We start from the raw sequence: 18,013 nt of genomic DNA on the forward strand, positions 1-18,013 counted from the left end.
CCCTATCGCAATTTGATCGGCGCGACTGTCGGCAAACCGCCCGCCGCTGCCACGACTTGGCAACACAGGCCGAGTAGCTTAGGTGGCCAAGCGAACGAGTCCGAAACGGGGGTGGCTCATGCAACAGGCACAGCACGTGGTCAATGAGGTCTTTGATCTGTACCTGCAACGTGGCAGCGACGATTACATCGGCGAGCCGGTGTCGCAGATCGAGCACATGTCCCAGTCCGCGCAATTGGCGCTAAGCGAAGGGTACGACGACGAAGTGGTGCTGGCGGCGTTCTTTCACGACATTGGCCACATCTGCGATCACGAGCTGGACGTGTCGAGCATGGGCGGCTATGGCGTGGCGAGCCATGAGCGTGTTGGCGCCGATTACCTGCGCAAATGCGGGTTCAGCGAGCGCGTCGCCAAATTGGTCGAGTACCACGTTCAGGCGAAGCGCTACCTGACTCTGCGTCAGCCCGGCTACTACGCGCAACTCAGCGAAGCGAGCCGCCGCACCTTGGAATATCAGGGTGGCGTGATGAGCGAGGCCGAGGCGACCGCCTTCGAACAAGACCCATTGTGTAATGTGAGCCTGCGGATGCGGCAGTGGGACGAGAGGGCGAAAGAGATGAATGTGCCGGTGATCGATCTGAAAATTTTGAGGGAAAAGGCGCTGGCGCTGCTGATTGATGCTTGAGTGATTGACGCGGCCCTCTGTAGGAGCGAATTCATTCGCGATTGGCCGGTACATCCGCGAGGTATGTATCGGGATTACCACCGTCTCGCGAATGAATTCGCTCCTACAGGGCTGTCGCTTACGACAGTACCACTTGCGCCAACGCCTCAACCTGCTCCTGCCGCTCCGCCTGATTGAGCTTCGCATGCGGATTCAGCGACGACCATTGCGGGTGCGCCCGTGCTTTGCGCAGCGCGTCCGGCAGTTTGCCTTCGCGCCAGGATTTGTCCTGCGGCGCATCCAGTCTGATGCTGTCCATCGCTGCGTGGCCCCGCGCCTCCAGCGCCAGCAGCAGTTGCCGTTGACGCAGGGCCAGCAGTCGCAGCACCGCGTCATCTACCGTCAATTCACGTTGGCCCTTCAGTTTGCCGAGCAAGCGCCCGCCATAACTGCGCGCCGTCTGCAGGGCGCCTCCGGCAATCGCCCCGACCAACGCCGCCGCACCCAGCGTGATGCCCCCGACCAGTAGGTCTACGCCTGCGCCCGCCGCTGCACCGGCCGCGATGCCACTGCCAACCCGCACGCCCAACAGCTTCAGGGTTTCCGGGTTGAACAGGTCATCGCCCCAACGTCCATCCAGCAACGGTAGGTCGCTGGCCAAGGCATCTTCGCGACGAAACGCATAAAGCTTCAGCAGCGCCTCGACACAACGTTGCTCGCGCTGGCGGACTGACTGGCGAAGGTCATCAATGGCGGCCTGCATGCGATCGGCCTCTGTCGAGACGCTACGCCGACAGGCCGCGCAGTCGATCAATAACTCGGCGATCTGACGCGCGGCGCTGTGGCGACGAAGCTCGCGTTGAGCCTGTTGATCCGTGATCAGCCGCTCCAATTGTGGGCGCGAATTTTCCAGCAGCAGAGCCAGGCTTTCATACAGCCGCCGCTCGCCGTCTTCCGGGGGCGCCACGCTGTCGAAACGCACCAAAGCATGAAGGCCCAGCCGGGCTAGGGCTTCGCGCCAATCCGGCTCACGATGCTGCGAACTGCTGACGAAATTCAGCACCGGCAACAGCGGTTTGCCGCAACTGGCCAAGACTGCCAGTTCATCACGGTACTTAGCGAGGACCGGTTCGCGAGCGTCGATCACGTAAAGCCCCGCGTCCGACGCCAGCAACTGGCGCAACACCTTGGCTTCCTGTTCGAAGCGCTGTCGGGCTTCGCTCCCTTCGAGAAATCGGGCCAATCGCGCAGGGCCGTCGAGGCGTTCGCCGGGGCGATCCAGGCGCTCCAGAAAGTCGAGCAGGGCGATGGCGTCTTCCAGGCCAGGTGTGTCGTACAGTTCCAGCAACGCTTCGCCGTCCACCGACAAGCGCGCCCCTTCCACGTGCCGCGTCGTGCTGGGGCGATGGGACACCTCGCCAAAGCCGACGTCACGGGTCAGGGTCCGCAGCAGTGAAGTCTTGCCGACGTTGGTGTGCCCGACGACGGCCAGTTTCAGCGGGCGCGCTTTTGATCCTTCAGTCATGTCCGGTCTCCAGCCAATTCAATGGCGCGCGGTCGGTCCACGTCAGCTCCAGCTGTCCCAGTGCGACGTGCCAGTCGTCCAACCGGTCGGCGTCCAGCGCTTCCCCGTCGGGCGGGGGCAGCAGCCAGACCCGCGTGGCGGTCGCGCAGCGTGCCATCTCGGCGATGAGCGCAAGACTGCCGCGATCAGGCGAGCGGCGGGGATCGCAGGCAATCACGAGGCGTGCGGGCGGGTAGCGGGTCAGTTGGTCAAGCAGATTGCGGCGGGATTCGCGGCTGTCGAGGACGCCTGCGTCGGCCACGTTTTCGGGCAGCGTCGGCGGCCAGACGCGTTGATCATCCAGCTCGATGGCGACCAGCAACGCGCCTTCGCTGTCAGTGACCGAAGGGCCGGGTTGCACCGAGTGCAACGAGGCGGGCGCGGCGTCGTTGATCCCCAGCCGCTCGCTGCTCGGCATCAAGCGTTCGCGTAGCTCGACGAAGCCAGGCTCGCTCAGGTCCAGCGCCAATTGCTTGCGGCCTGCACGCCAGCGGCCATAGCAGAACAGGGCCAGCAGTAGACGAGGGGCAATGCCGTACACGACGAGAACGCCCACCAGCCAAGCTGCCCAGGCCTGTCGGGCGTTCTCGATCACCAGCGCACTGTCGCCGCTGGCGCGGATCATGTCCTCGGTCGGCACGCTGAAACCCAGCATCGACGGCAGCGTACCGAGACTTTGAGTGAGATTGACGAACGTATCGCTGCCGAGAATCGTGGTTTCCCAGACAAACCCGTAGCGCCGGGTCGCCATCAGCAACAGCAGTAAAGTGAGAGCACTGAGCAGGGCCAGCAGCCAGAGCCCGTTGACACAGGCGCCCAGCAGCCAGCGATTCAGTCGTTTGCGTTGCAACAGCAGGATCAGGGCGGGAGCCAGTTGCGCCGCTTGAGCATCGCGGGCGAGTTTTTCGCTGAGCCACCACCAAAGCCTTCCGAGGCTGGCCGCGCTTTCCCCAGCGAACAACAGGCCCAGCAGCCAGCTGATCAACAGAATCAGGTTCACGCCCAACAAACTGCCCAGGGCCCAGAACACGTTGACTGGGGCTTGGCCGTTGCCCAGCGCTGCGAACGCCAGGCCGGCCCCGCTGATCACCGCGAAAATGGCCAACACGATCAGCGATAGTCGCGCGCCCTGTTTCCAGTGCCGCAGCGCTGCAAGCATGCCGTCGCGCTCGGCCAGCCAGCGGGCTCTGTGTTTGATGCGGGTCAACAAGTCGCCCCCTGTCACGCGGGCGCGGCGATTGGCTTCGTCGTCATCGAGCGGGCCTGCGTGCTGCTCGCGCAGGCGCACCGCTTCGGTCAGCCAGAGTTCATCGAGTGGGGTCAGTGCAGTCACACGGCGTCTCGTTGGTGAAATCAGAAGTGAGCATAACCGCTGCGGCTGACTCGCGCAGTCAAGCAGTTGCAACTTAGGACAACCGCTGTCGCGAGCAAGCTCACTCCTACAACCGATCGCATCATATGCATCCGTGCATACCTGCATGCGTGTGTGCATGGGTACTGCTATCCTCGCCGCCATGAAAAAACATCTCCCCCTCAGCCTGATTGCCGCCCTCGGTGAAAACCGGGTCATCGGCGTCGACAATTCCATGCCCTGGCATTTGCCGGGGGATTTCAAATATTTCAAGGCCACCACGCTGGGCAAGCCGATCATCATGGGGCGCAAGACCTGGGATTCGCTGGGCCGTCCGTTGCCGGGCCGGTTGAACATCGTGGTGACCCGCCAGGCGGACCTTCAATTGGAAGGCGCCGAAGTATTTACCTCACTGGGCGCCGCCGTTGAGCGTGCCGAAGCGTGGGCGACGGAGCAGGGTGTGAGCGAAGTCATGTTGATTGGCGGCGCGCAGCTGTATGCGCAAGGGCTGGCGCAGGCAGATCGGCTGTACCTGACACGCGTGGCATTGAGCCCTGAAGGGGATGCGTGGTTCCCCGAGTTCGATCAGGCGCAGTGGCAGCTGGTTTCTAACATTGAGAACCCGGCGGTGGATGACAAGCCTGCGTACAGCTTTGAGGTGTGGGAGCGAAGGTAGAACAGGTCCTGCGCCTGCCCCCATCCAAACTGTAGGAGCGAATTCATTCGCGAAAAATGGATCAGGCGACAAAGATGGGCCTACCTGAAGGCCGATTCGCGAATGAATTCGTTCCCACAGATTTACCTCGCCATTGCCAGCAGGCTTGTAACAAATAGGTCGCTTTTACGTCATCTGTCGTGATCGGCAATGAACATGACGCCATCAGAACGCGCACCGTCGCTGACGCATTAAAACAGTCACTACTTTTTGTTACGGTCCAGCCTCGAATTTATAAAGGGGAGGATACCGTTATGAAGCTCGCACCAAAATTGTTGGCCGTTGCGGTCTGTCTGGGCCTTGCCGGTCAGGCGTTTTCGACGGAATTGAAGCACTGGCCGGAGCCTGCGGCCAAACAGCTGGATGCCATGATCGCGGCGAATGCCAACAAGGGTAATTTCGCGGTGTTCGACATGGACAACACCAGCTACCGCTACGACCTGGAAGAGTCGCTGCTGCCGTATCTGGAAAACAAAGGTCTGTTGACCCGCGAAAAGCTCGACCCTTCCCTCAAGCTGATCCCGTTCAAGGACACCGCTGAACACAAGGAAAGCCTGTTCAGCTACTACTATCGCCTCTGCGAAATCGACGACATGGTCTGCTACCCGTGGGTCGCGCAGGTGTTCTCCGGCTTCACGCTCAAAGAGCTCAAGGGCTACGTCGATGAGCTGATGGCCTCGGGCAAGCCGGTACCGAGCACCTATTACGAAGGCGATGTGGTCAAGACCATCGACGTGCAGCCGCCGAAGGTCTTCACGGGCCAGACCGAGCTGTACAACAAGCTGATGGAGAACGGCATCGAGGTCTACGTGATGACCGCTGCGTCCGAGGAACTGGTGCGCATGGTCGCGGCAGATCCGAAGTACGGCTACAACGTCAAACCGCAGAACGTCATCGGCGTGACCACGCTGCTGAAAAACCGCGAGACCGGCGAGCTGACCACCGCACGCAAGCAGATCACGGCAGGCAAGTACGACGAAAAGGCCAACCTCAACCTTGAGCTGACGCCTTATCTGTGGACTCCCGCGACCTGGATGGCGGGCAAGCAGGCGGCGATCCTGACCTACATCGATCAGTGGAAAAAACCGGTGCTGGTGGGCGGCGACACCCCAAGCAGCGACGGCTACATGCTGTTTCACAGCGTCGATGTGGCCAAGGGCGGCGTGCACTTGTGGGTCAACCGTAAGGACAAATACATGACCCAGCTCAACGGCATGATGAAGTCCAACGCCGAGGCACAGGCCAAGGAAGGGTTGCCCGTGACGGCGGACAAGAACTGGGTGATCGTCAAGCCGGATGAGATTCAGTAATCAAAGGCGTAGGTGCCGCAGCCTGACTGCGGCATTGAGGCACATAAAGAACCTGTAGGAGTGAGCTTGCTCGCGATAGCGTTGTGCCAATCATTGTATTTGAACCTGATACACCACCATCGCGAGCAAGCTCACTCCTACAGGTCATGTGCCGAGCATGAAACCGTGCAAAACAAAAAACCCGGCATCGCTGCCGGGTTTTTTCATTCGCAACCCAGGCGCCGATCACGGCACCAGCTTGTCCAGCAGCGCTTTGTCACGCACGGCGCCTTTGTCGGCACTGGTCGCCAGCAGGGCGTAAGCCTTCAGGGCGGTGGTCACCTTGCGTGGACGCGCTTCGACCGGTTTCCAGCCTTTCTTGTCCTGCTCGGCGCGGCGTGCGGCCAGCTCTTCGTCAGAGACCAGCAGGTTGATGCCGCGGTTCGGGATGTCGATCAGCACCTTGTCGCCGTCACGCACCAGACCGATTGCGCCGCCAGCAGCGGCTTCCGGCGAAGCGTGACCGATGGACAGACCGGAAGTCCCGCCAGAGAAACGGCCGTCGGTCAGCAGTGCACAGGCTTTGCCCAGGCCTTTGGATTTCAGGTACGACGTCGGGTACAGCATTTCCTGCATGCCCGGGCCGCCTTTCGGGCCTTCGTAACGGATGATCACGATGTCGCCAGCCTTCACTTCGTCGGCGAGGATGCCGCGCACGGCGCTGTCCTGGCTTTCGAAAATCTTCGCGTTGCCTTCGAACACGTGGATCGACTCATCCACACCGGCGGTTTTCACCACGCAGCCGTCCAGCGCGATGTTGCCGTACAGCACGGCCAGGCCGCCCTCTTGCGAGTAGGCGTGCTCAACACTGCGGATGCAGCCGTTCTCGCGGTCGTCGTCCAGGGTTTCCCAGCGAGTGGACTGGCTGAACGCGGTTTGCGTCGGGATGCCAGCAGGACCGGCCTTGAAGAAGTGATGGACCGCTTCGTCGTCGGTCTGGGTGATGTCCCACTTGGCGATGGCTTCTTCCATCGACTTGGAGTGCACGGTCGGCAGGTCGGTGTGCAGCAGTCCGCCACGGGCCAGCGAACCCAGGATGCTGAAAATACCGCCAGCGCGGTGCACGTCTTCCATATGGTACTTCTGGATGTTCGGCGCCACTTTGCACAGCTGCGGCACCTTGCGCGACAGGCGGTCGATGTCGCGCAGGTCGAAGGCGATTTCGGCTTCTTGAGCGGCCGCCAGCAAGTGCAGGATGGTGTTGGTCGAACCCCCCATCGCGATGTCCAGCGTCATGGCGTTTTCGAACGCTTTGAAGTTGGCGATGTTGCGCGGCAGTACCGAGTCATCGTTGTCGCGGTAGTAGGTTTTGCACAGCTCGACGATGGTGCGGCCAGCCTGAAGGAACAACTGTTCGCGGTCGCTGTGGGTCGCCAGGGTCGAACCGTTGCCTGGCAGCGCGAGGCCCAGGGCTTCGGTCAGGCAGTTCATCGAGTTGGCGGTGAACATGCCGGAGCACGAACCGCAGGTCGGGCACGCACTGCGCTCGTATTCGGCGACTTTCTCGTCAGAGGCGCTAGAGTCTGCGGCGATGACCATCGCGTCAACCAAGTCCAGACCGTGGCTGGCGAGTTTGGTCTTGCCGGCTTCCATCGGGCCGCCAGAAACGAAGATCACCGGGATGTTCAGGCGCAGGGCGGCCATCAGCATGCCGGGGGTGATCTTGTCGCAGTTGGAGATGCAGACAATGGCGTCGGCGCAGTGGGCGTTGACCATGTACTCGACGGAGTCGGCGATGATCTCGCGGCTCGGCAGCGAATACAGCATGCCGTCGTGACCCATGGCGATGCCGTCATCGACTGCGATGGTGTTGAATTCCTTGGCCACGCCGCCGGCTTTTTCGATCTCGCGGGCAACCAGCTGACCCAGGTCCTTCAGGTGCACGTGGCCCGGAACGAACTGAGTGAAGGAGTTGGCGATGGCGATGATCGGTTTCTTGAAGTCTTCGTCTTTCATGCCCGTTGCACGCCACAGGGCACGCGCGCCGGCCATGTTGCGGCCGTGGGTAGACGTTTTCGAGCGGTAATCAGGCATTGGAGCACTCCGGGCGGCTAATCAGGTTCAGTAAGGGAGTGAGCTTCTCTTGGTCCATTGCAACGGCGACAGGTCGCTGCCGTTACGGATGAGGTCGGCGACGTCACAGGATCACTGCGCGCTCGACCGGAGCTCATAAACCCGCCGGGGGATGATTGGCGATGAATAGGGCGATTCTACACCCCTGACCGCGGGATGGAATGGTTGGGATCGAAGCATCGTAAGCGTCCTGTGGTAACCCTGTAGGAGTGAGCTTGCTCGCGATGGCATTTCAACAGACACATTCTGACTTTCTAATATGGGAAGGGGTGACGTGCGCCTCCTAACCTGATTCAGACGGTTTTGGATGAGGTAAAGGAATGTCGGATCTCCCACGTTATAAATCTCTACGCAATGGTCGATACTCCGAATCAGGACGAATCTACCTCATCACCTCGGTCACTCAACACCGTAATCCTGTGCTCAACGATTGGCGTTTAGGACGGTTGGTTGTAAGCGAACTGCGCATGGCTCACGAATCCGGCGCCGCAAACTCATTGGCTTGGGTCGTAATGCCTGACCACATTCACTGGCTGTTTGAATTGAAAGACAGCCAGCTAACGTCGCTCGTTCAACGAATCAAGTCGTGCAGTGCTCGCGCAGTCAATCGCGCGAGGGGGGAGCATCAGCAGCTTTGGCAAAGAGGCTTTCATGACCGTGCCCTTCGACGAGACGACGATATTGTGAAGATGGCGAGGTACATCGTCGCCAACCCACTGCGTGCCGGGATGGTGAAAAAACTAGGCGATTATCCGCTTTGGGACGCTGTGTGGCTGTGACACCAGATCGCGAGCAAGCTCACTCCTACAGGTCTTACGCTAACCCGGTAGGAGTGAGCTTGCTCGCGATAGCGTCATGTCAGACGCCGCTTACTCAGCTATTCGGCAACAACCGGCAGGTGATGCTCTTGATATACCGCGTTTCCGGAATCGCCGGGTGGACCGGGTGATCCGGACCTTGGCCGCCGCGTTCCAGCAGCTGGATGTTGCGGTCAAGGTGGCGGGCGCTGGTCAGAAGGATGTTCTGCAGGTCGTCTTCCGGCAGGTGCATCGAACAGGAGGCGCTGACGAGGATGCCGTCTTTGCTGAGCAGGCGCATGGCCTGTTCGTTCAGGCGGCGGTAGGCGCCTTCGCCGTTTTTGAGGTCTTTCTTGCGTTTGATGAAGGCGGGCGGGTCGGCCACGATCACGTCGAAGCGTTCTTCAGCGTTTTTCAGCTCTTTAAGGGCTTCGAACACATCGCCTTCGATGCAGGTGACCTTCTCGGCAAAACCGTTCAAGCCAGCGTTGCGCTCCACGCCATCAAGGGCGAAGCCAGACGCGTCGACACAGAACACTTCGCTGGCGCCGAACGCGCCCGCTTGAACGCCCCAGCCGCCGATGTAACTGAACAGGTCCAGCACGCGCTTGCCTTTGACGTACGGCGCCAGGCGCGCGCGGTTCATGCGGTGGTCGTAGAACCAGCCGGTTTTCTGGCCTTCCATCACCGGCGCTTCGAATTTCACGCCGTTTTCTTCCAGCGCGACCCACTCCGGTACCAGACCGAACGCCGTTTCTACATAGCGGTTCAGGCCTTCGGCGTCACGGGCGGCCGAATCGTTTTTCAGCAGAATGCCGCTCGGCTTGATCACTTGAATCAGCGCAGCCAGCACATCGTCCTTGTGTTGCTCCATGGTGGCCGATGCCAATTGCACCACCAGAATGTCGCCGAAACGGTCAACCACCAGGCCTGGCAGCAGGTCGGAGTCGCCGTAGACCAAGCGATAGAACGGCTTGTCGAACAGGCGCTCGCGCAGGGACAGGCAGACGTTCAGGCGGTGCACCAGCAGGGATTTATCCAGTGGCAACTTGATATCGCGAGACAGCAGTCGCGCGCAGATCAGGTTGTTCGGGCTCATGGCCACGATGCCGAGCGGCTTGCCGCCTGCCGCCTCAAGAATGGCTTGAGCGCCTGGAGCGAAGCCATTGAGCGGGGTGGCGGCAACGTCGATTTCGTTGCTGTAAATCCACAAATGACCGGCGCGCAGGCGACGGTCGGCGTTGGGCTTGAGGCGCAAGCTAGGCAGGGACATGACGTCGCTCCGGGGAAAAAAGAGCGGGATTATACCGCTGCGCGCTCGCTCGGGTGAATTTACCTGTAGGCGGTCTGTCGGGACCGAAGAGTGTTTCAACGGTTGTCGAAGCATGGGCGGTAAGGGTTAGAATCGCCCCCTGACCTTGAGTGTGTACTTATGTCCCAAGAGCTTACTTCCGAGCAGATTCAGCAGGCGTTGCAAGGCATCAGCGTGCCGCCCCAGCCGCAAATCATGGTCGATTTGCAGATGGAGCAGTACATGCCCGACCCTGATCTGGGTGTGATCGCCCGGTTGATCGCACAGGACCCGGGGCTCTCCGGCGCCTTGCTTAAGATCGTCAACTCCCCTCACTACGGTCTCGCGAACAAAATCGCGTCGATTCAGCGTGCGGTGAACCTGCTGGGCAGCCGCTCGGTGATCAACCTGATCAACGCGCAGTCGATCAAGGGCGAGATGACCGACGAGACGATCGTGGTGCTCAATCGTTTCTGGGACACCGCCCAAGACGTTGCGATGACCAGTCTGACGCTGGCCAAGCGAATCGGCTCGCAAACTGTCGACGAATCCTACGCGCTCGGTCTGTTTCACGACTGCGGTGTGCCATTGATGCTCAAGCGCTTCCCCGAGTACATGAATGTGCTGGAAGAGGCTTACGCCAAGGCGGGGCCGGACCGGCGCGTGGTCGATACGGAAAACCACATTCTCAACACGAACCACGCGGTTGTCGGCTATTTCACGGCCAAATCATGGCGTTTGCCTGAACATGTGAGCAATGCCATCGCTAATCACCACAATGCGCTGGCGATCTTCCAGGAAGAGTCGGGCCGTAATGCGCCGCTGAAGAACCTGCTGGCGATCCTGAAAATGGCCGAACACATTTGCTCATCGCATCGGGTCTTGGGTAATCAGGCGGTGGACCATGAGTGGAACAGCATTGGTCACCTGGTTCTGGATTACGTGGGCCTGTCCGACTACGACTTCGAAAACCTCAAAGAAAGTATCCGAGAACTGAGCGCACACTGAGTTTGCGCGCTCGCGTTTCACCCGCCATCGAGCCGCCCCATGCCTGAATTACCTGAAGTCGAAACCACTCGTCGGGGCATCGCGCCCCATCTCGAAGGCCAGCGCGTCAGCCGCGTGATCGTGCGGGATCGCCGCCTGCGCTGGCCAATTCCGGAAGACCTGGACGTACGGTTGTCTGGCCAGAAGATCGTGGTGGTCGAGCGACGCGCCAAATACCTGCTGATCCAGGCCGAAGTCGGCACGTTGATCAGTCATTTGGGTATGTCCGGGAATTTGCGGCTGGTCGAGGCGGGGTTGCCTGCCCTCAAGCATGAGCATGTGGACATCGAGCTGGAGTCGGGGCTGGCGCTGCGTTACACCGACCCGCGGCGTTTCGGCGCGATGCTGTGGAGCCTCGACCCACACAACCATGAGTTGCTGATTCGGCTGGGGCCTGAGCCGTTGACCGATCTGTTCGACGGGTTGCGGTTGTATGAGCTGTCGCGTGGCCGTTCGATGGCGGTCAAGCCGTTCATCATGGACAACGCCGTGGTGGTGGGCGTGGGGAATATCTATGCGACTGAAGCCTTATTTGCGGCGGGCATCGATCCGCGGCGTGAGGCCAAGAGTATTTCAAAGGCCCGCTATATAAAGCTGGCGATTGAGATCAAGCGCATTCTCGCGGCGGCCATCGAACGCGGCGGCACCACGTTGCGTGACTTCATTGGTGGCGATGGGCAACCGGGGTATTTCCAGCAAGAGCTGTTCGCCTATGGCCGAGGCGAGGAGCCGTGCAAGGTCTGCGGGACGATCATGCGCGAGGTGAAGCTGGGGCAACGGGCGAGCGTGTTTTGCCCGAAATGTCAGAAGTAAAACGAGACGGAATTTGTGGGCAGGGTCTGCGTGGCCCCCTTGCGTAACCCCAATCCCTGTTTATAGTGAGCAGCATCACTTTCCCGCTGTGCCTGAAGGATCACGCCATGAGCCCGTTTCGCATTCTCGCTGCCACCCTGGCCTTGTTTTTCGGCTTGCAGATGACCCCGGCGATGGCGCAGGTCGAGGCATCAGGCAGCGGCGACCCCGTTTACGAAATCCAGAACCCCCCGGCCTACGCCATGATCGGCGACCTGTTGATCGCCCGCCCGCTGCTGATCGTCGCCACGGTCGCGGGTGCGGCGCTGTTTGTCGTGGCCTCGCCATTCGCGGCGGCAGGCGGCAATTTGGGTGCCACCGGTAAGGCTCTCGTGGTCGATCCCGGCAAGGCCGCTTTCGTCCGCTGCCTCGGCTGCACCACCAGCGGCTACGGCAAACACGACTGATCCGCGCAGGTCCGAACCAGACTCAGCGGTGCATCGGGCCTGAAGATCGCTGAAATCCCTACGCCGCGAGGATCGCTCGCGGCTTCCACGCTGGAGTTGTTCTTGCGCCACAGCAGCACTTGCTGGTTACCGAAATCGCGCTTCGTTTCCCTGAGCTTGTAGCCTCGTTCGCGCAGGTCACTCAATTCTTCGGCGGTAAACGCCCCCGGCTCGTACTCCATCACATCCGGCATGTACTGATGGTGGTAACGCGGCGCTGACACCCATTGGGCCACCGGCTGGTCGTCCAGGTATTCCAACATCGACAGCAGCACAATGCTCGGAATCCGGCTTCCTCCCGGAGTGCCGAAAGCGGTGAAGGTGTGCGGGCTTTCGATGAAACTGGGACTCATACTCGACAGCGGCCGTTTGCCCGGTTCGATGATGTTGGCCTGACTGCCCACCAATCCGTACGTGTTGCTGCCTTTGGGATCGACGGCGAAATCGTCCATCTCATCGTTGAGGATCACGCCGGTGCCGGGCACCGTAAACGTCGAGCCGAACGGAAGGTTCAGGGAGAGCGTCGCCGCAACGGCATTGCCTTCGTCGTCGAGCACTGAGAAATGGCTGGTGTTGTCGCCTTCCCGCCAGCGGGGCGCCGGTGGCAGCGCAGTGTTCGGCGTCGCCATGTGAGGGTCGACGCTGGTCGAGAGCTGGAGCAGATAATCAGGCGCCAGCACTTGGGCGATGGGATTGGGTACAAAGTCGGGGTCGCCAAACAACACCCGATCACGGTAAGCGCGGCGCAACACTTCGACGACGTAATGGGCGCGCTGCACCTTTTCGGATTCGCGCCACGGCAGCTGTTGCAGCATGTACAGGCTCTGCGCCAGCGCGATGCCGCCCGCCGATGGGGGCGGGGCGCTGATCAATTCGCGCTGATCCGCCAGTTGAAAGCGTAGCGGCGTGCGGGTGACGACGTCGTACTCTTCGAAATCGTGGTAATTCCAGATCCCGCCTGCCGCCCGATTGCCGTTGACCATGGCTTGGGCGGTCAGGCCGCTGTAAAAGCCTGATCGCCCTTTGTCTGCCAGGCGGTCGAGAGTTTGGGCCAATTCCGGTTGCTTGATGACTTCGCCCAGGTCCGGCACATCGTTGTTGCGCAAGAACAACCGGGCGCTCTCTTTGTTGGCCCGCAACGCGAAGAGTCGCCAACTGGCGCGTTCACGATAGATCTCATCCACCTTGAACCCGCGATAGGCGATGCGAATGGCGGGTGCCATGGAAATACTGAGGGGCAGTCGCCCATAACGTTCTGCGAGTTCGACCAGCGCGGCGGGCAAACCCGGAATGGCAGCCGCCAGCGGGCCGTTCAGGGACAAGTCCGGCTGCACGATGCCGTTGCGGGTGAACATCTTGAGTCTGGACTTCAAGGGCGCTTTTTCCCGCGCATCGAGAAACTGGTACTGCACCGGCTCTCCGGCCTGGCGGAGCAAAAAGAAACCGCCGCCCCCCAATCCAGAACCGTAAGGCTCAACCACGGCGAGGGTGGCGCTGATGGCAACGGCGGCGTCAAACGCGTTGCCGCCATCGACCAGTATTTCTCGGCCGGCGGCGGTGGCGATGGGGTGTGGGCTAGCAATGGCGGCCTGCCGGGGATGATCAGGGCTGCCGTGAGCCGAGAGGGCACACAGAAAGAGTGCGGTGCCAAACGAGGACGGTATCCACGTAAGCTTTGATGTCATGCGTATCTCGCTCGCTCAGGTCAACAGGCATTACAGCCAGTGTCTTCGGCGAAAGCGCGTATGCCGACAGGATATGCCTTCGTTTATGCCTTGCTGGTAATCAACTGGTACTTGGCCATCAGCTCGTCTTTGCTCTCGACGTGGTTTTCATCCAGCGGGATGCAATCCACGGGGCAAACTTGCTGGCACTGCGGCTCGTCATAGTGGCCAACACATTCGGTGCACAGGTTCGGATTGATCACGTAGATCTCTTCACCCTGGGAAATCGCTTCGTTCGGGCACTCGGGTTCGCAGACGTCGCAATTGATGCAATCGTCGGTGATGATCAGGGACATGGGAACTCCAGCCGCGGCCAATGCCGGGGCATATCTAAACTAATGCGGCGAATTGTGCCGCATTAGCGCTCGGTATGCACCTGAACATAGCTCACGTACCCGGCTGAAACCTCTCCTTGAGTGCCTGGGCGACAGCCGGATGCACGAACTTGGTGATGTCTCCCCCCAATGCAGCAATTTCTCTGACCAGCGTAGATGAAATGAACGAATAGCGTTCGGACGGCGTGAGAAAAAGACTCTCGACGTCCGGCGCAAGTTGTTTGTTCATGTTCGCCAGCTGGAATTCATATTCAAAGTCGGAGACAGCACGCAGGCCACGCAGCAGGATGTTGGCGTTCTGCTCCTGGGCGAAATGCGCCAGCAGGGTCGAGAAACCCACCACTTCGACGTTGTGCAGGTGCTTGGTCGCCTCGCGCGCAAGCTCGACGCGTTGCTCCAGCGAAAACAGCGGATTTTTCTTGGGGCTGGCGGCTATGGCAATGACCACTTGGTCGAACATGCGCGATGCGCGCTCGACCAGATCGCCATGACCCTTGGTGATAGGGTCGAAGGTGCCTGGGTACAACACTCGGTTCATCGCGTCGTCCTGGTCGGAGTCCGAAGGGATTCGGATGGTAGCGCAGCGGGGCGAGGCGGCCAAGCGCGGGCGTCTTCCACAGGAATCGCGGGCGTGGCGACATTCCGCGACGGCCCCAACCCCGTGCCTGGCCGCTGACTACCGAATGAACAGCTTGTAGATCAGTTTCTGAATCGCTTTCCCGTAAGGCGGATAAATCAGCCGCGCTGCGTTGAAACGCTGTTTGATGAACACACCTTTGGCCTTGCTGAATGTCAGAAAACCTTCGTGGCCGTGGTAATGGCCCATGCCGGAGGGGCCGATGCCACCGAAAGGCAAATCGTCCTGCGCGACGTGGAGCAGCGTGTCGTTCAGACAGACTCCGCCGGAATGAGTCTGCTCCAGCACCCGATTCTGCTCGGCCTTGTCGTACCCAAAGTAGTAAAGGGCCAGCGGCCGAGGTCGGCGATTGATGTAGTCGAACGCTTGTTCGATGCGCTCATACGGCACGATGGGCAGCAAAGGGCCGAAGATCTCATCCTGCATCACCAGCATGTCGTCGTTGACGTCGAGCAACAGACTGAAAGGCATACGCCGTCCCTGGCCCTGCTCATACAACGAAACGATCTGCGCACCTTTGCTGCTGGCGTCGGCGATGTAACCGTTCAGCCGTGCCATTTGTCGTGGATTGATAATGGCGGTGTAGTCCGGATTGTCCGTCAGTGTTGGATAAAACCTTTTGACGGCCTGACGGTAGGCGGAGACGAACTCATCGATCCGGTTCGCGGGTACCAGCACGTAGTCAGGCGCCACGCAGGTTTGTCCGGCGTTCATGGTCTTGCCAAACGCGATTCGCTCGGCGGCGTCCATGATCGGCACGTCCTGCGAAACGATGGCCGGAGACTTCCCGCCCAGTTCCAGCGTAACGGGCGTCAGGTTTTCGGCGGCGGCGCGCATCACGTGCCGTCCAATGCTAGTGGCCCCGGTGAACAATAAATGATCAAAAGGCAGCTTCGAAAACGCCATCCCCACCTCGGCTTCCCCGAGAACCACGGCCACCAGATCCTCTGGAAAAATCCTGGCGAACAGCGTTTTGAGCAGTTCCCCGGTCGCAGGCGTTGACTCGCTCAGCTTGAGCATCACCCGATTACCTGCCGCCAGCGCGCCGACCAACGGGCCAATGGCCAGATACAACGGATAGTTCCACGGGACGATGACACCGACGACGCCCAGCGGCTGATAGATGACTTTTGCTGACGCGGGCTGAAACGCCATGCCGACGCTGCGTCGAGAGGTGCGCATCCATTTCTTCACGTGGCGGCGGGCGTAGCGGATGTTGTGGAGGCTCGGCATCAACTCGGCGAGCAGCGTTTCATCAGCGCTGCGATGGCTGAAATCCGTGCTGATCGCCTCGATCAACGCCTGGCGTTCGTCGCTGAGCAATTGATGCAGGCTGTCGAGCCATTGCAGGCGCTGCCCGGCAATCGGCATGGGATTGGCCGCAAAGGCCTGACGTTGCAGGTCGAACAGGCGTTCGAGCGTATCAGGCGGTGTGGATGCCGCCTGGAGCGTTGGCCATTGCACGGATTCGACAGGCATTGCTGCGGTTCCTTTTGAAGTTATAGAGTGTTTCTAGAGTTGTAGCTCTACAAAGTCAAATGCCGCCTGCGAGCTTGAGTTTGGGCAGGTTTGCAGCGTTTCTGGTCACGCATGCGGCTAAATATTTTTCCGGGCGAGATTTCATTTAAATCCCGTTCCGCCGATAAGGCATTTAGTGCGTTCGCGGACCGTTTAGCGGGTAGATCATGCAAAGCTGCGTAAAGAATCTGATTGAGCAAGGCGCCCACCTGTTTGGTGAAATGCTGAATGTCGAGCAAGTCCAGGCGCTCTACCGCGCCATGGTCGCTGCACGTGCGTTTGATGGCAGCCTGTTCATGGACGAAGCGGAGTATCTGGCCCAGGAAAACCATTTCAACGCCAACCCGACCAAGGCGTTTAATTTTCTGAATCAGTTCGACGAGCAGTTGCAGTTCATCGAGCAGGACCCGCGCTTGACGGGCGCGCTCAGCGAGTTACTGGGCGACGATTATGAAGTGGTGATCAAAAAGGCGGTTTGTGGCGTCCCGGATTCGTGGCTGCCAGACTGGATTCGCGAGCGGATTCGCGACGTGAACGTGGCCAACCTTGGCCCATACATCAAGAAGCCTTACCGCGACATCACCTATTTTCGCGGCATCGATTTTCATCAGGACATCATCGATTGGCCCCAAGGGCGGGTCGAACTGGACCCCTCTACGTTTCTGACGCTGTATGTCTATTTGCATGACGTGACGGAGTACGATTCGCCACTGCACCTGATTCCTGGCTCCCACCAGTTTGGCGCCACGCTGTTTCCGCACAGCCTTGAGCCGTTGGGGGGCGATCAATGGATGTACGCCGATGACAACGGCAACGCGATCCGCTGCGAGGATCGCACCCTGCTGGGCGGTCCCGGCTATGTCGGGTTGTGGCACAACTGCACCTTGCACGGCACGCGACCCGTTGCGCACGAGTCTGAGCAATTTCGTTTGTCACTGCGTTATTTGGTGGGTAAGTCGAACGGCAATCAAACGAAGACCGCCATTGATGAGATCAACGAGACGCTTCAAGGGGATCTCAAGCCGATGCGCACGCGCCGGGACCTGGACGACAGAGGGGCTGCGCGGATGCGCGGCAATATCATCAATGCGAAAGGTTGAAGCGGCCAGATCCGGGGTTCGACTCTCCGGCAGCCAACTTCGGTACATCAACAGGTTGTCGACAGGCTGCAAGGGATTGCGCGAGTTCGCGAGCAAAACGTTATGAAAATCCAATTCCTGCAGTTGCAGACACATGGCGATGAGCGCGGCTCATTGATCGCACTGGAAGAGGGCAAGAACATCCCCTTCTCGGTCAAGCGTGTCTACTATATGTTCGAAACCGGGGAGGGGGTCCGTCGTGGCTTTCACGCCCACAAGTCGCTGAAACAGGTGGCCGTGGCCGTGCGAGGCTCGTGCCGTTTCATGCTGGATGACGGGACGGAGAAAATCGATATCCGTCTCGATCACCCGCAACAAGGGCTACTGATCGAGTCCTTCATCTGGCGGGAAATGTACGATTTCTCCCCAGACTGCGTGCTGATGGTGCTGGCCGACAATCTTTACGATGAGGCTGATTACGTCAGGGACTACGCCACTTTTCAGCAGATGGTTGCAGACGAGATGGCCCCTGATGCGTATCGACCTTTTTTGACCGCGGCACGAGGTTAGT

The 18,013-nt window shown here is 60.0% G+C and carries 17 protein-coding genes; 9 read left to right on the forward strand and 8 right to left on the reverse strand.

Annotated features, from left to right (window positions below):
• Positions 1 to 118: 118 nt before the first annotated feature.
• A complete protein-coding gene (locus AAEO81_RS01980) occupies positions 119 to 685 on the forward strand; it encodes a phosphonate degradation HD-domain oxygenase (RefSeq protein ID WP_341961319.1) in 567 nt (188 codons plus the stop codon).
• Between the two features lie 118 nt (positions 686 to 803).
• Here AAEO81_RS01980 and AAEO81_RS01985 read toward each other — a convergent pair whose 3' ends face one another.
• Together AAEO81_RS01985 and AAEO81_RS01990 are read right to left on the reverse strand one after the other, a co-directional pair.
• A complete protein-coding gene (locus AAEO81_RS01985) occupies positions 804 to 2,189 on the reverse strand; it encodes a DUF3482 domain-containing protein (protein ID WP_341961320.1) in 1,386 nt (461 codons plus the stop codon).
• Positions 2,182 to 3,561, reverse strand: coding sequence for a DUF2868 domain-containing protein (locus AAEO81_RS01990; protein ID WP_341961321.1), 1,380 nt, complete (start codon positions 3,559 to 3,561; stop codon positions 2,182 to 2,184). The genes AAEO81_RS01985 and AAEO81_RS01990 overlap by 8 nt, the downstream gene beginning before the upstream one ends.
• Before the next feature lie 181 nt (positions 3,562 to 3,742).
• On the opposite strand from AAEO81_RS01990, the gene AAEO81_RS01995 reads away from it, so the two are divergent.
• Complete coding sequence (locus tag AAEO81_RS01995; RefSeq protein ID WP_341964443.1) at positions 3,743 to 4,255, forward strand: dihydrofolate reductase; 513 nt, start codon at positions 3,743 to 3,745, stop codon at positions 4,253 to 4,255.
• A 293-nt stretch (positions 4,256 to 4,548) separates the two neighbouring features.
• Positions 4,549 to 5,604 carry a haloacid dehalogenase-like hydrolase gene (locus AAEO81_RS02000; protein ID WP_341961322.1) on the forward strand — a complete coding sequence of 352 codons (1,056 nt, stop codon included), beginning with the start codon at positions 4,549 to 4,551 and terminating at the stop codon, positions 5,602 to 5,604.
• A gap of 225 nt (positions 5,605 to 5,829) precedes the next feature.
• On the opposite strand, the gene ilvD is transcribed toward AAEO81_RS02000, so the two are convergent.
• A complete protein-coding gene (gene ilvD / locus AAEO81_RS02005) occupies positions 5,830 to 7,677 on the reverse strand; it encodes a dihydroxy-acid dehydratase (RefSeq protein ID WP_341961323.1) in 1,848 nt (615 codons plus the stop codon).
• 359 nt (positions 7,678 to 8,036) lie between these two features.
• Between ilvD and AAEO81_RS02010 the strand changes: the two genes are divergently transcribed.
• Positions 8,037 to 8,495 carry a transposase gene (locus tag AAEO81_RS02010; protein ID WP_341961324.1) on the forward strand — a complete coding sequence of 153 codons (459 nt, stop codon included), beginning with the start codon at positions 8,037 to 8,039 and terminating at the stop codon, positions 8,493 to 8,495.
• Positions 8,496 to 8,589: 94 nt separating this feature from the next.
• Here the strand turns inward: AAEO81_RS02010 and AAEO81_RS02015 are convergent, their stop codons facing one another.
• Positions 8,590 to 9,786 carry a class I SAM-dependent rRNA methyltransferase gene (locus AAEO81_RS02015; protein WP_166595789.1) on the reverse strand — a complete coding sequence of 399 codons (1,197 nt, stop codon included), beginning with the start codon at positions 9,784 to 9,786 and terminating at the stop codon, positions 8,590 to 8,592.
• Between the two features lie 213 nt (positions 9,787 to 9,999).
• On the opposite strand from AAEO81_RS02015, the gene AAEO81_RS02020 reads away from it, so the two are divergent.
• From AAEO81_RS02020 to AAEO81_RS02030, 3 genes are all read left to right on the forward strand, one after another.
• On the forward strand, positions 10,000 to 10,812 hold the full coding sequence (locus tag AAEO81_RS02020) for an HDOD domain-containing protein (RefSeq protein WP_166595895.1): 813 nt from the start codon (positions 10,000 to 10,002) through the stop codon (positions 10,810 to 10,812).
• Positions 10,813 to 10,851: 39 nt separating this feature from the next.
• The gene (gene mutM, locus AAEO81_RS02025) at positions 10,852 to 11,664 is read left to right on the forward strand and encodes a bifunctional DNA-formamidopyrimidine glycosylase/DNA-(apurinic or apyrimidinic site) lyase (protein ID WP_166595788.1); all 813 of its coding nucleotides are present in this window, start codon (positions 10,852 to 10,854) and stop codon (positions 11,662 to 11,664) included.
• 107 nt (positions 11,665 to 11,771) lie between these two features.
• Entirely contained in the window at positions 11,772 to 12,110 is a 339-nt protein-coding gene (locus AAEO81_RS02030) for a multidrug transporter (protein WP_166595787.1), read from the forward strand.
• Here AAEO81_RS02030 and ggt read toward each other — a convergent pair.
• From ggt to AAEO81_RS02050, 4 genes are all read right to left on the reverse strand, one after another.
• Positions 12,092 to 13,834, reverse strand: coding sequence for a gamma-glutamyltransferase (gene ggt / locus AAEO81_RS02035; protein WP_341961325.1), 1,743 nt, complete (start codon positions 13,832 to 13,834; stop codon positions 12,092 to 12,094). The two genes, AAEO81_RS02030 and ggt, sit on opposite strands and share 19 nt — an antisense overlap.
• Positions 13,835 to 13,917: 83 nt before the next feature.
• On the reverse strand, positions 13,918 to 14,169 hold the full coding sequence (locus AAEO81_RS02040; RefSeq protein ID WP_074752410.1) for a YfhL family 4Fe-4S dicluster ferredoxin: 252 nt from the start codon (positions 14,167 to 14,169) through the stop codon (positions 13,918 to 13,920).
• 91 nt (positions 14,170 to 14,260) lie between these two features.
• Positions 14,261 to 14,746 (reverse strand): pantetheine-phosphate adenylyltransferase, encoded by a 486-nt coding sequence (coaD, locus tag AAEO81_RS02045; RefSeq protein WP_166595785.1) that lies wholly within the window; start codon positions 14,744 to 14,746, stop codon positions 14,261 to 14,263.
• 138 nt (positions 14,747 to 14,884) lie between these two features.
• Positions 14,885 to 16,324: a coniferyl aldehyde dehydrogenase gene (locus AAEO81_RS02050; RefSeq protein WP_341961326.1), complete on the reverse strand. Its 1,440-nt coding sequence runs from the start codon at positions 16,322 to 16,324 to the stop codon at positions 14,885 to 14,887.
• Between the two features lie 206 nt (positions 16,325 to 16,530).
• Between AAEO81_RS02050 and AAEO81_RS02055 the strand changes: the two genes are divergently transcribed.
• Positions 16,531 to 17,463 (forward strand): phytanoyl-CoA dioxygenase family protein, encoded by a 933-nt coding sequence (locus AAEO81_RS02055; RefSeq protein WP_341961327.1) that lies wholly within the window; start codon positions 16,531 to 16,533, stop codon positions 17,461 to 17,463.
• 102 nt (positions 17,464 to 17,565) lie between these two features.
• Positions 17,566 to 18,012 (forward strand): FdtA/QdtA family cupin domain-containing protein, encoded by a 447-nt coding sequence (locus AAEO81_RS02060; RefSeq protein WP_166595781.1) that lies wholly within the window; start codon positions 17,566 to 17,568, stop codon positions 18,010 to 18,012.
• The last annotated feature ends 1 nt before the right edge of the window (position 18,013 follow it).

It is taken from the genome of Pseudomonas sp. RC10 (assembly GCF_038397775.1).
Taxonomy (GTDB): Bacteria; Pseudomonadota; Gammaproteobacteria; order Pseudomonadales; family Pseudomonadaceae; genus Aquipseudomonas; species Aquipseudomonas bambusae.

What these genes read in the sequence shown, in the direction of transcription:
- AAEO81_RS01980 (WP_341961319.1), top strand. Translation starts at nt 119, where the DNA reads ATGCAACAGGCACAGCACGTGGTCAATGAGGTCTTTGATCTGTACCTG.
- AAEO81_RS01985 (WP_341961320.1), bottom strand. Translation starts at nt 2,189, where the DNA reads ATGACTGAAGGATCAAAAGCGCGCCCGCTGAAACTGGCCGTCGTCGGG.
- AAEO81_RS01995 (WP_341964443.1), top strand. Translation starts at nt 3,743, where the DNA reads ATGAAAAAACATCTCCCCCTCAGCCTGATTGCCGCCCTCGGTGAAAAC.
- AAEO81_RS02000 (WP_341961322.1), top strand. Translation starts at nt 4,549, where the DNA reads ATGAAGCTCGCACCAAAATTGTTGGCCGTTGCGGTCTGTCTGGGCCTT.
- ilvD (WP_341961323.1), bottom strand. Translation starts at nt 7,677, where the DNA reads ATGCCTGATTACCGCTCGAAAACGTCTACCCACGGCCGCAACATGGCC.
- AAEO81_RS02010 (WP_341961324.1), top strand. Translation starts at nt 8,037, where the DNA reads ATGTCGGATCTCCCACGTTATAAATCTCTACGCAATGGTCGATACTCC.
- AAEO81_RS02015 (WP_166595789.1), bottom strand. Translation starts at nt 9,786, where the DNA reads ATGTCCCTGCCTAGCTTGCGCCTCAAGCCCAACGCCGACCGTCGCCTG.
- mutM (WP_166595788.1), top strand. Translation starts at nt 10,852, where the DNA reads ATGCCTGAATTACCTGAAGTCGAAACCACTCGTCGGGGCATCGCGCCC.
- AAEO81_RS02030 (WP_166595787.1), top strand. Translation starts at nt 11,772, where the DNA reads ATGAGCCCGTTTCGCATTCTCGCTGCCACCCTGGCCTTGTTTTTCGGC.
- ggt (WP_341961325.1), bottom strand. Translation starts at nt 13,834, where the DNA reads ATGACATCAAAGCTTACGTGGATACCGTCCTCGTTTGGCACCGCACTC.
- AAEO81_RS02040 (WP_074752410.1), bottom strand. Translation starts at nt 14,169, where the DNA reads ATGTCCCTGATCATCACCGACGATTGCATCAATTGCGACGTCTGCGAA.
- coaD (WP_166595785.1), bottom strand. Translation starts at nt 14,746, where the DNA reads ATGAACCGAGTGTTGTACCCAGGCACCTTCGACCCTATCACCAAGGGT.
- AAEO81_RS02050 (WP_341961326.1), bottom strand. Translation starts at nt 16,324, where the DNA reads ATGCCTGTCGAATCCGTGCAATGGCCAACGCTCCAGGCGGCATCCACA.
- AAEO81_RS02055 (WP_341961327.1), top strand. Translation starts at nt 16,531, where the DNA reads ATGCAAAGCTGCGTAAAGAATCTGATTGAGCAAGGCGCCCACCTGTTT.
- AAEO81_RS02060 (WP_166595781.1), top strand. Translation starts at nt 17,566, where the DNA reads ATGAAAATCCAATTCCTGCAGTTGCAGACACATGGCGATGAGCGCGGC.